Annotated in this window: 10 protein-coding genes; 5 read left to right on the forward strand and 5 right to left on the reverse strand. The window is 70.6% G+C overall.

The genetic code is table 11. The features are described 5' to 3' along the window. Positions 1–94 precede the first annotated feature (94 nt). Positions 95–1,597 carry an IMP dehydrogenase gene (gene guaB / locus ACT7CP_RS13220; protein WP_413961497.1) on the reverse strand — a complete coding sequence of 501 codons (1,503 nt, stop codon included), beginning with the start codon at positions 1,595–1,597 and terminating at the stop codon, positions 95–97. 278 nt (positions 1,598–1,875) lie between these two features. On the opposite strand from guaB, the gene ACT7CP_RS13225 reads away from it, so the two are divergent. The 4 genes from ACT7CP_RS13225 to ACT7CP_RS13240 are packed head-to-tail and all read left to right on the forward strand — an operon-like array spanning position 1,876 to position 5,940. After that, the gene (locus tag ACT7CP_RS13225; RefSeq protein WP_445442575.1) at positions 1,876–3,291 is read left to right on the forward strand and encodes an ABC transporter permease subunit; all 1,416 of its coding nucleotides are present in this window, start codon (positions 1,876–1,878) and stop codon (positions 3,289–3,291) included. Between the two features lie 6 nt (positions 3,292–3,297). Continuing rightward, positions 3,298–4,269, forward strand: coding sequence for a branched-chain amino acid ABC transporter permease (locus tag ACT7CP_RS13230; RefSeq protein ID WP_413961499.1), 972 nt, complete (start codon positions 3,298–3,300; stop codon positions 4,267–4,269). Next, positions 4,262–5,185 (forward strand): ABC transporter ATP-binding protein, encoded by a 924-nt coding sequence (locus ACT7CP_RS13235; protein ID WP_413961500.1) that lies wholly within the window; start codon positions 4,262–4,264, stop codon positions 5,183–5,185. The genes ACT7CP_RS13230 and ACT7CP_RS13235 overlap by 8 nt, the downstream gene beginning before the upstream one ends. Then, positions 5,182–5,940: an ABC transporter ATP-binding protein gene (locus ACT7CP_RS13240; RefSeq protein ID WP_413961501.1), complete on the forward strand. Its 759-nt coding sequence runs from the start codon at positions 5,182–5,184 to the stop codon at positions 5,938–5,940. Before ACT7CP_RS13235 ends, ACT7CP_RS13240 begins: the two co-directional genes overlap by 4 nt. A gap of 440 nt (positions 5,941–6,380) precedes the next feature. On the opposite strand, the gene ACT7CP_RS13245 is transcribed toward ACT7CP_RS13240, so the two are convergent. The 3 genes from ACT7CP_RS13245 to groES all read right to left on the reverse strand — a co-directional run bounded on the left by ACT7CP_RS13245 (position 6,381) and on the right by groES (position 9,226). Further along, the gene (locus ACT7CP_RS13245) at positions 6,381–7,667 is read right to left on the reverse strand and encodes an ABC transporter substrate-binding protein (RefSeq protein WP_445442576.1); all 1,287 of its coding nucleotides are present in this window, start codon (positions 7,665–7,667) and stop codon (positions 6,381–6,383) included. A 178-nt stretch (positions 7,668–7,845) separates the two neighbouring features. Further along, a complete protein-coding gene (rarD, locus tag ACT7CP_RS13250; protein ID WP_445442577.1) occupies positions 7,846–8,799 on the reverse strand; it encodes an EamA family transporter RarD in 954 nt (317 codons plus the stop codon). A gap of 130 nt (positions 8,800–8,929) precedes the next feature. Continuing rightward, positions 8,930–9,226 (reverse strand): co-chaperone GroES, encoded by a 297-nt coding sequence (groES, locus tag ACT7CP_RS13255; protein WP_012039257.1) that lies wholly within the window; start codon positions 9,224–9,226, stop codon positions 8,930–8,932. 144 nt (positions 9,227–9,370) lie between these two features. Between groES and ACT7CP_RS13260 the strand changes: the two genes are divergently transcribed. Beyond that, positions 9,371–10,573: a THUMP-like domain-containing protein gene (locus tag ACT7CP_RS13260; RefSeq protein ID WP_445442578.1), complete on the forward strand. Its 1,203-nt coding sequence runs from the start codon at positions 9,371–9,373 to the stop codon at positions 10,571–10,573. A gap of 82 nt (positions 10,574–10,655) precedes the next feature. Here ACT7CP_RS13260 and ACT7CP_RS13265 read toward each other — a convergent pair whose 3' ends face one another. After that, entirely contained in the window at positions 10,656–11,060 is a 405-nt protein-coding gene (locus ACT7CP_RS13265) for a DUF4190 domain-containing protein (RefSeq protein WP_413961505.1), read from the reverse strand. Positions 11,061–11,062 lie beyond the last annotated feature (2 nt).

The raw sequence follows: 11,062 nt of genomic DNA on the forward strand, positions 1-11,062 counted from the left end.
CGCGCCCTGTGAGGGAGCGCCCGCACGCGCGAGGGGCCGGTGCGATGCGCACCGGCCCCTCGTCATCGCCGCGCGGATCGCGCGGCTCCTCGCCTCAGCGCCGGTAGTTGGGCGCCTCGACCACCATCTGCACGTCGTGCGGGTGCGACTCCTTGAGCCCCGCCGCGGTGATCCGCACGAAGCGCCCGCGGTCCTTGAGCTCGCCGATCGTGCGCGCGCCGACGTAGAACATCGACTGCCGCAGTCCGCCCGTGAGCTGGTACACGACGTTGGCGAGGGACCCGCGGTAGGGCACCTGGCCCTCGATGCCCTCGGGGATGAGCTTGTCGTCGCTCGGCACGTCCGCCTGGTAGTAGCGGTCCTTGGAGTAGGACGTCTTCGTGCCGCGCGTCTGCAGCGCGCCGAGCGAGCCCATGCCCCGGTAGCTCTTGAACTGCTTGCCGCCGACGAACATGAGGTCGCCGGGGCTCTCGTCGCAGCCCGCGAGCAGGCTGCCGAGCATGACCGTGTCCGCGCCGGCGACGAGCGCCTTGGCGATGTCGCCCGAGTACTGGAGGCCGCCGTCCGCGATGACGGGGATGCCCGCCGCGCGCGCCGCGAGCGACGCCTCGTAGACCGCGGTCACCTGCGGGACGCCGACGCCGGCGACCACGCGCGTGGTGCAGATGGATCCGGGTCCGACGCCGACCTTGATGGCGTCCGCGCCGGCGTCGATGAGCGCCTGCGCACCCGAGCGGGTCGCGACGTTGCCGCCGATCACGTCGACGTGCGACGTGGCCGGGTCGGTCTTCAGGCGGCGGATGATGTCGAGCACGCCCTTGCTGTCGCCGTTCGCGGTGTCGACCACGAGCACGTCCACGCCGGCGTCGACGAGCGCGAGCGCGCGCTGCCAGGCGTCGCCGAAGAAGCCGATGGCCGCGCCGACGCGGAGGCGCCCCTCGGCGTCCTTCGTGGCGTCCGGGTACTGCTCGGACTTGTCGAAGTCCTTGACGGTGATGAGGCCGCGCAGCTTGCCCGCGTCGTCCACCAGCGGCAGCTTCTCGATCTTGTGCTCCGCGAAGATCGCGATGGCGTGGTCCGGGTCGATGCCGACCTGGCCGGTGATGAGCGGGGTGCGCGTCATGACGTCGCGGACGAGCGTCGTGGCCGCCTGCACGGGCGAGACGAAGCGCATGTCGCGGTTCGTGATGATGCCGACGAGCGTGCCGTCCGACTCGACGACCGGGAGGCCGGAGACGCGGAACTGGCCGCAGAGGGCGTCCACCTCGGCGACCGTGGCGTCGGGGCGCGTGGTGACCGGGTTCGTGATCATGCCGGACTCGCTGCGCTTCACCTTGTCGACGAAGGCGGCCTGGTCCTCGATGGAGAGGTTGCGGTGGATGACGCCGAGCCCGCCCTGGCGGGCCATCGCGATCGCCATGCGCGCCTCGGTGACGGTGTCCATCGCGGAGGAGAGGAGGGGAGCGACGACGCTGATGTTGCGCGTCAGGCGGGAGGTGGTGTCCGCCTCGCTCGGGATGACGTCGGTGTGCCCCGGCAGGAGCATGACGTCGTCGTAGGTGAGGCCGATGACGCCGAACGGGTCGGACTGATCCAAGTTCCCTCCAGGGGACGATGAGAGGCGGATGGTGGAGCCGGGGGACCGCGTCGGCAACCGGTGTGTCGATGTTAACGGTCGCCGTCGCGCGCTATTCCCGGCGTCGCACGTCGCCACGCGGCCCGGGCCCGAAACATCCAGGACATAATCAGCACGTACTGTCAACCAACGTCGTCCTGACGGTAGTCGCGGCGCCTGCGCGGAACTCACCATCCGCCGGCTCCCCCTATGGAGGTCTAGTGATAGCCACTGGTTCGGCCGGAGCACGCGCGCAGCGCTTGTGGGCCCTGATTCTCGCGGTGGCGTTCGCCTGCACCGCACTTCTCCTCTCGTCCCCGTCGGACGCCCACGCGGATCCACGCGCGGCGCCGCAGGCGGTCGACCCGGCCGCCGCCGAGCAGTCGCTGCTCGTGTGGGTCCGGGCGGACGCCGACAAGACCGGCATCGCCGGGGTCACCGTCACGGTCTCGGGCGGCGGCGTCGACGCCACCGGCACGACCGGCGCGGACGGCAAGGCCGAGGTCGGCCTCAGCGCGCCGGGCTCCTACACGGTGCAGGTTGACGAGTCGACCATCCCCGAGGGCGCCGGCGTCCCCCGCGCGGGCTCGAGCCCCCGCGAGATCGACGTCGCAGCCGGCAACAAGAACGTGCCGGCCTTCTTCTTCCTCTCCCCCGACGGCGCCGCGGGCGGTGCTGTCGGTGCGAGCCCCACGCCGAGCACCGACGCGGGGACGCCGTCGGGCGGCGAGACCGCCGCCCCGGACACCGAGACCGGCGCGGTCTCGGGTACCGCGGAGCCCGTGACGGGCAACAACTTCTGGAAGATCTTCTGGCCCAAGGTGGTGACGGGCCTCATCTTCGGCCTCCTCCTCGCCCTCGCCGCCATCGGCCTCTCCCTCATCTACGGCACCACCGGCCTCAACAACTTCGCCCACGGCGAGCTGGTGACCTTCGGCGCGCTGATGGCGTACCTCTTCAGCAACGTGCTCGGCCTCAACCCGGTGCTCGCGATCCTGATCACGGTGGTCCTCGGCGGCGCGTTCGGCTACGCGCAGGACGCGGCGATCTGGAAGCCCCTCCGGAAGCGGAGCCTCGGCCTCGTGCCGCTGATGATCGTCACCATCGGCCTGTCGCTCGCCCTCCGCTACCTGTTCCAGTTCATCTTCGGCGCGGACCGCCTGACGCTCCCCAACAGCCCGGCGCCGTTCCTGGTCGTCGGGCCGGTGAGCCTCAAGTTCACCGACGTCGCCGGCGCGGTCGTCTCGATCGTGCTGCTCCTGGCGGTCGCGTACGTGCTGCTCTACACGAAGATCGGCAAGGCCACCCGCGCCGTCTCCGACAACCGCTCGCTAGCGGCCGCGTCCGGCATCGACGTCGAGGGCGTGATCCGGGTCGTGTGGATCGGCGGCGCGGCCCTCGCCGCGCTGTCGGGCGTCTTCATCGCCTACTACCAGTCGCTGCGGTGGGACACGGGGGCGTCCATCCTGCTGCTCGTCTTCTCGGCTGTCGTCCTCGGCGGCCTGGGCACCGCGTTCGGTGCGCTCATCGGCTCGATCGTGATCGGCGTGTTCATCAACGTCAGCACCATGGTCCTGCCCGAGAACATGAAGTACGTGGCCGCTCTCGTGGTCATGATCGTCATCCTGCTCGTCAGGCCCCAGGGCATCCTGGGTCGGAAAGATCGGATCGGTTAGCCGCGCATGAACTCCAACTTCATCTTCCTGGCGATCGGCGAGATCTTCTCGCCGACCACCGCGGCGTACGCGCTCGCGACCGTCGGCCTCGTGATCCACTTCGGGTTCACGGGCCTGCTCAACTTCGGCCAGGCCGGCTTCATGGCCATCGGCGGGTACGCGTTCGCCATCACGGCGGTCATGTACGACTGGGCCGTCTGGGCGTCCCTCCTCGCGGCGATCGTCGCCAGCGCCGTGTTCGCGCTCATCCTCGGGATCCCGACCCTCCGGTTGCGGGCCGACTACCTGAGCATCGTGACGATCGCGGCGGCGGAGATCATCCGGTTGAGCGTCAAGACGCCGGAGTTCTCGAGCGTCACGGGCGGCTCCGAGGGCATCAACGGCGCGGCGGCCGGGTTCAACGACCTCAACCCGCTGCCCGAGGGCCGCTTCGGCGCCGGGGTGCTCACCTACTCCGCCGACCAGTGGTGGATCCGCATCGTCGGCTGGGGCCTCGTCGGCATCGCCTGCCTCCTCGTGTTCCTCCTCATGCGCAGCCCCTGGGGCCGCGTGCTGAAGGGCGTGCGCGAGGACGAGGACGCGGTCCGCGCGCTCGGCAAGAACGTGTACTCCTACAAGATGCAGGCGCTCGTGCTCGGCGGCGTGTTCGGCGGGCTCGCGGGCGTGGTCTTCATCCTCCCGAGGTCGCTGCAGCCCGACAACTACGGCACGCAGCTCACGTTCTTCCTCTACACGATCATGCTGCTCGGCGGTGCCGCCACGATCTTCGGCCCCGTCATCGGCTCGATCATCTTCTGGGTCACGCTGTCGCTCTCGGACGGCCTGCTCAGCCTCGCGGTCACGAACGAGTGGCTGCCCATCTCGAGCACCCAGCAGGGCCCGATCCGCTTCATCATCGTGGGCGTCGCGCTCATGCTGCTCGTGATCTTCCGACCACAGGGCATCTTCGGGAAGAAGAAGGAGACGCACTTTGCCTGACAAGACCCCGGTCTCGGCTATCCTCGACGGCGACGCCGGTCCGGGCTGCGCCAAGAAGGACCCCATCATCGTCGCCCACGGCGTCAGCCGGCAGTTCGGCGGCCTGAAGGCGGTCGACGTCGACCACCTCGAGATCCCCCGCGGCTCCATCACGGCCCTCATCGGGCCGAACGGCGCCGGCAAGACCACGTTCTTCAACCTGCTGACCGGCTTCGACAAGCCGAACAGCGGCAAGTGGGAGTTCTCGGGCCGCAACCTCGCCGGGATGAGCGCGTTCCGCGTCGCCCGCCTCGGCATGGTGCGCACGTTCCAGCTCACGAAGGCCCTCGGCGGGATGACGGTGCTGGAGAACATGCGCCTCGGCGCCACCGGCCAGGGCGGCGAGAACTTCTTCTCCGCGCTGATCCGCCCCCTCTGGAGCAAGAAGGAGGACGAGATCACGGAGCGCGCCCGCGGGCTCCTCAAGAAGTTCAAGCTCGACGCCAAGGAGGAGGACTATGCGGCCAGCCTCTCCGGCGGCCAGCGGAAGCTCCTCGAGATGGCGCGGGCGCTCATGACGAAGCCCGACCTCGTGATGCTCGACGAGCCGATGGCCGGGGTCAACCCCGCGCTGACGCAGTCGCTGCTGCACCACATCCTCGACCTCAAGACCGAGGGCATGACCGTGCTGTTCGTCGAGCACGACATGCACATGGTCAACGAGATCGCCGACTGGGTGGTCGTCATGGCCGAGGGCCGCATCGTCGCCGAGGGCCCGCCCTCGACGGTCATGAGCGACCCGGCCGTCATCGACGCCTACCTCGGCGCCCACCACGACACCGACCTCGGCACCCTCACGGGCCAGCGCGAGGTGGCGAAGGACATGGAGTCCGACCTCGTCAAGGACGAGATCGAGAAGGAAGCGGCAGAGAAGTGACGGTAGAGCGGGTCCTCCAGACCACCGACCTCCACGCGGGCTACCTGCCCGGCGTCAACATCCTCAACGGGTGCAACGTGCACGTCGACAAGGGCGAGCTCGTGGGCATCATCGGCCCGAACGGCGCGGGCAAGTCCACGCTCCTGAAGGCGATCTTCGGGCAGGTCAACGTGCGCGGCGGCAGCATCGAGCTGAACGGCCAGGACATCACCGGACTGAAGGCCGACAAGCTGGTGTCGCGCGGCGTCGGCATGGTGCCGCAGAACAACAACGTGTTCCCCACGCTCACCATCGACGAGAACCTCCAGATGGGCGTCTACCAGAAGCCCAAGCTGTACAAGGAGCGGCTGGCGTTCGTCACCGACCTGTTCCCGGAGCTCGGCAAGCGGCTCAAGCAGCGCGCCGGATCCCTCTCGGGCGGCGAGCGCCAGATGGTCGCCATGTCGCGCGCGCTCATGATGGACCCCACGGTGCTGCTCCTCGACGAGCCGAGCGCCGGCCTGTCCCCCGTGCGCCAGGACGAGACGTTCATCAACGTCGCGCAGATCAACCGCGCGGGCGTCTCCGTCATGATCGTGGAGCAGAACGCGCGCCGCGCCCTGCAGATCTGCGACCGCGGCTACGTCCTCGACCAGGGCAAGGACGCGTACGAGGGTCGGGGGCGCGAGCTCATGAACGACCCGAAGGTCATCGAGCTGTACCTCGGCACGCTCGCGGCCGACCAGGAGAAGGCCAAGGCGGCGCCCCAGCCCTGATCCCGGACCTCGCACCACCCGACGCGGCATCCCTCCGGGGGTGCCGCGTCGTCGTGTGCGGGGCGGGTGCCCTCAGGGGACGGACGCGCCGGGGGGGGCCTGTGCGGCCGTCGCACCGAGCCGGGCCGCTCTCGGTCGGGCTGATCGCCGGAGCGGCCCTCGACGTGCCCCTCGTCCGGCATCGGGAGGGCACCCGTCCCTGGATCACCTGCCGTCCCCGCATCGCCTCTCCTGACCTGTGACGGCCGCCGTCGTGATCCCGGCACCGGCCCCGGAGCCCCTCTCCGTCGCCGCTCGGCGCTCCTCCCCGAGCGGACCCGGCAGCACCTCTCCGCCGCCGCAGGCGGCCCCCTGCGTCGCCCGCCCGGCCCCGGGTCCTCCGGGCACGCCGAAGGGCCCGGTCCATGCGGACCGGGCCCTCAGCCGTGCGTGGTGCGGTGCTAGTCGAGCTTGCCGTAGACCTGCTCGGAGAAGGTCTGGACGTTGCCCTCGGTGTACTTGTAGACGGAGACGTACGCCTCGGTCGGGTCGCCGTTCTCATCCCACGTGATGGGGCCGGAGATGCCGTCGTAGTCGACGTCCTCCCCGTCGGCGATGAGCTTCGCGCAATCGGCGAAGGACTCGCACTTGGTGCCGCCCTCGGAGACGGACTGGAGGTTCTCCTTCAGCGTCGCGCCGTCGGTCGCACCGCCCTGGAGGGCGGCGAGCGCGAGGAGCGTCGTGCCGTCGTAGGACTCGGCGGCGTAGCTGAAGACGGTCAGCTCGGGTTCGCCATCGGCCTTGACCATGTCCTGCAGACGACCCTGGAAGTCCTCCTTGGCCTCGACGCCGGGGTTCGTGAACTGCGCGCCCGCGATGTCGACGTTGGTGTCGGTCTCCTTGATGACGCCGTAGTTGCCGTCCGTGCCGTAGAAGTTGTTGAAGTCGAAGCCCTTGGACGCGAGCTGGTCGGCGATCGTCTTGATCTCGTCGAACGAGATGACCACGAGCGCGTCGGGGTTCGGGGCGAGCACCGACGTGATGGCGCTGTTGAAGTCCGTCGCGGACGGCTCGAACACCGACTCGGCGGCGATGGTGGCGCCACCCTCCTCGAGCGTCTTCTTGATGTTCTCGCGGAGGCCGGTGCCGTACGCGTCGTTCATGTAGAGGATCGAGACGTTGGTCTTGCCGTCCTGGAGGATCTTGTTGCCGAGGATGCGGCCCTGGAGCACGTCCGAGGGGGCGGTCCGCCAGTAGTAGCCGTCGTCCTCGTAGGTCGTGAAGTCGGGCGACGTGTTCGCCGGCGACAGCTGCACGACGCCGGCCTGCGTGACCTGGTCGATGAAGGTCTTCGAGACGCCGGAGGACGCGGCACCGAGGATGGCGCTGTTGCCGTCCGCGATGAGCGACGTGGCCGACTGGCTCGCGATGTCGGTGGTGGTGTCGCCCGAGTCCTTGTCGGTGACGCTGACCGTGATGCCGGCCTTCGCGTCGTTGATCTCCTGCTCGGCGAGGTGGACGCCGGCGAACTCGGGCGGGCCGAGGACGGCCAGCGAGCCGGTCTGGGGGAGGATCGTGCCGATCTTCAGCTCGAGGCCGCCATCGGCCGTCGCGCCCCCGTCGCTCCCGCCGCTGCTGCTGGAGCAGCCGGCAAGGACGAGGGCGCCGGCCACCGCGACGGTGACGGCGCTGAGGGCGGTGCGGGCGGATCGTGAGCGGGAGGCCGAAGCCCTGCCGAATGCGCTCATGGTGCTCCTTATGGATGTGTGTGGTGATGCTCGGGAATGTGGTGCATGAGGCACGCGAATGCGCGCCTCGCCTGGTGCGACCCTAGGGTGCGGATGAGACGGACACAATGCATCGGCATTTCCAGCGTGTAACGCGACCTGATCGTTACCATCCGGCGAATGCGCGACGGGATCCGAATCAGATGCCCTCGGCGACCGGCGTTTCCCTCTGTGCGCGCTCGGCGACCGGGATGGTGCGGCGGGACGCGCGGAGCATGTCGACCGTGAGCAGCACGAGCGCCGCCCAGACGATCGCGAAGCCGGCCCAGCGCTCGGGCGGCATCGCCTCGTGCATCACGAACACCCCGAACGCGAACTGCAGCAGCGGGGCCAGGTACTGGGTGAGGCCGATCACGGACAGCGGCAGGCGCCCGGCCGCGAAGCCGAAGAGGAGGAGCGGCCCCGCGGTCACGACCCCCGTGCTGACGAGCAGGAGCGTGTGCCCGAGCGAGACCTGACCGAGGGTGAGCCCCGCGCCCGCGCCGGTGATCACGAGCATGGTCGTGGACGCGGGCACCAGCCACGCGGTCTCGATCGCGAGGCCGGACAGCGCGTCCGCCCCGCCGCTCACGCGCTTCTTCACGAGGCCGTACAGGCCGAAGGACCCGGCGAGCGCGAGCGAGACCCACGGCAGCTGGCCGTAGCCGATCGCGATGACGGCCACCGCGATCGCGGACAGCGCCACCGCGCTCCACTGCAGGGGGCGCAGGCGCTCGCGCAGGAGGATCACGCCGAGCAGCACCGTGACGATCGGGTTGATGAAGTAGCCGAGCGCGGTCTCGACGACGTGGCCGGAGAGCGTGCCGTAGACGTAGACGGTCCAGTTCACGAGGATCAGGTGGCCCGCCAGGGCGAGGCCGAACAGGAGCCTCGGCCGCCGCACGATCGCGAGCACGTGCGACCAGCGCCGGGCAGCCGTGATGACGAGGGCGCAGACCACGAGCGAGAAGAGGATCCGCCAGGCGACGATCTCGAGGGCCCCCGCGGGCGCGAGCAGCAGGAAGTAGACGGGGAGGACGCCCCACAGCCCGTAGGCGCCGACGGCAGCGAGGAGGCCGGTGCGGGTCGAGGACTCCGAGGCGGGGCGCGTCACTCGACGAGGCTAGCGCCGGGGCGACCGCGGCCCGGCCACGCGGCGACCCCGTGACGCGCGAGAGCCCGGCCGAACGTGTCGGCCGGGCTCCCGGGTGGTGCTGTGGTGCGGTGTCGCGGTGTGCGGAGCGTCAGCGCTCGATGACGGCGAGCACGTCGCGCGCGGAGAGGACGAGGAGGTCCTGGCCGTCGTACTTGACCTCGGTTCCGCCGTACTTGGAGTAGATGACCTTGTCGCCCACGGCGACGTCGAGCGGGACGCGGTTGCCGTTGTCGTCGATGCGACCGGGGCCCACGGCCACGACCTCGCCCTCCTGGGGCTTCTCCTTGGCGGTGTCGGGGATGACCAGACCAGACGCGGTGGTCTGCTCGGCTTCGACCTGCTGGATGACGATGCGATCCTCGAGCGGCTTGATGGAGACCGACACGGTTGACCTCTTCCTTCTCACATACGGGACAAGACTGATTGGCAATCCCCGGGGGAGAGTGCCAGGTGAGATTCTACGGGCTGGGCTTGCACTCGTGCAACGCGAGTGCCAATCCGTGGGGAGCGGCCCCGGTACGGTGGGCGGATGGATCAGACCGACCTCCGCGAGGTGCTCTCGCTCGAGGGGCTCCGCCTGCTCGACTCCCTCCCCGAGCCCCGGCCGGGTGACGACATGGTCCGGATCGTCAGCGCGCTGCGGGCCGAGGGGCACTCGCCCGCCCGCGTCAGCGCCGTGCTCACGCAGGCCCGCCTGCGGGCCCGGGCTCGCGTCAAGTTCGGCGACTTCGCCGAGCGCATGCTCTTCACCGAGGCGGGGCTCGAGCAGGCGACCCGGCTGGCCGTCGCGGCGCAGCACGCGGGCCGGTTCCAGCAGGCCGGCGTCGCGCACGTCGCCGACCTCGGCTGCGGGATCGGCGGGGACGCGATGGCGATGGCGGCCATCGGGATCCGCGTCACGGCGGTCGAGCGCGACGAGGTGACGGCGGCGGTCGCCGGCTGGAACCTCGCGCCGTTCCCCGAGGCCGAGGTCGAGCAGGGCACGGCCGAGGCGTTCGACGCCGGCCGCGTCGACGGCGTGTACCTCGACCCGGCGCGCCGCACGGACGGGCACTCCTCCACCCGGCGCATCTCGGATCCGGACGCCTACTCCCCCACCCTCTCCGCCGCGTTCGCGCTCGCGGCGGGGCGGGCCGCCGGGATCAAGCTCGGGCCGGGGCTCGACCGCGACCTCATCCCCGAGGAGGCCGAGGCGCAGTGGGTCTCCGTCGACGGGCAGGCGGTGGAGATGGGCCTGTGGTTCGGGCCGACGCGGCGCGACGGCGTGCGGCGGGCGGCGCTCGTGATCGCGGGCGGGTCGCAGGCGGAGCTCACCTCGGCCGCCGACAGCGAGGACGCGGAGCTCGGCGAGCTCGGCGCGCACCTGTACGAGCCGGACGGCGCGGTGATCCGCGCGCGGCTCATCGGCGACGTGGCCCGGTCGCTCGACGGGCACATGGTCGGCGCGGGCATCGCGTGGATCACGTCCGACCGAGAGCAGGCGACGCCCTTCGCGCGCGGGTTCCGCGTGCGCGAGGTGCTGCCGCTCGACGAGCAGCGGCTGAAGCGCGAGCTGCGGGCGCGCGGGATAGGGACGCTCGAGATCAAGAAGCGCGGGGTCGACGTCGACCCGGCGCGGCTGCGCACGCGGCTGCAGCTGAAGGGCGACGCGTCGGCGACGCTCATCGCGACGCGCGTGGGCGGCCGGCGGGTCGCGATCCTCGCGGACCGGCACGGGGTCGACGCGGGCTGAGGCCGCTCCGCCGACGGGCCGGGACACGACGACGCGGCCGCCCCGAGGGGACGGCCGCGTCGTGGCGTGCGGGTGGTGCGTGCTACGGAGCGGTGTAGCCCTGCTCCTGCAGCGCGGCCAGGGCGATGAAGCCGAGGATCGCGAGGCCGACGGCGAGCACGAGGCCGACGATGCCGGTGATGATGCCGGTCAGCCAGAAGCCCTTCGCGTCGGGGTTGCGCTTCTTGCCGAGGATGCCCGTGACGATGGCCGCGATGCCCAGGGGCGCCGAGAGGAACCAGAAGAGGATCGTGACCACGGACACGATGCCGAGCACCATGGACGTGATGCTGAGGCCCTTGGAGGCCGGGGCACCGCCCTGGCCGGGCTGGTACGGCGCCGCGTAGGGCGAGCCGGATCCGGCAGCGGGCGCCGCCGGGTAGGACGGCTGGCCGGGAGCGGGCGGGAAGTCGTTGGCGGAGCGGTCCGGATTCTGCGGATCGGTCATTG

Source organism: Clavibacter rahimiani, from assembly GCF_052654495.1.

Coding starts and splice junctions, on each gene's coding strand:
- ACT7CP_RS13230 (WP_413961499.1), top strand. CDS start 3,298: ATGAACTCCAACTTCATCTTCCTGGCGATCGGCGAGATCTTCTCGCCG.
- ACT7CP_RS13245 (WP_445442576.1), bottom strand. CDS start 7,667: ATGAGCGCATTCGGCAGGGCTTCGGCCTCCCGCTCACGATCCGCCCGC.
- ACT7CP_RS13260 (WP_445442578.1), top strand. CDS start 9,371: ATGGATCAGACCGACCTCCGCGAGGTGCTCTCGCTCGAGGGGCTCCGC.
- ACT7CP_RS13265 (WP_413961505.1), bottom strand. CDS start 11,060: ATGACCGATCCGCAGAATCCGGACCGCTCCGCCAACGACTTCCCGCCC.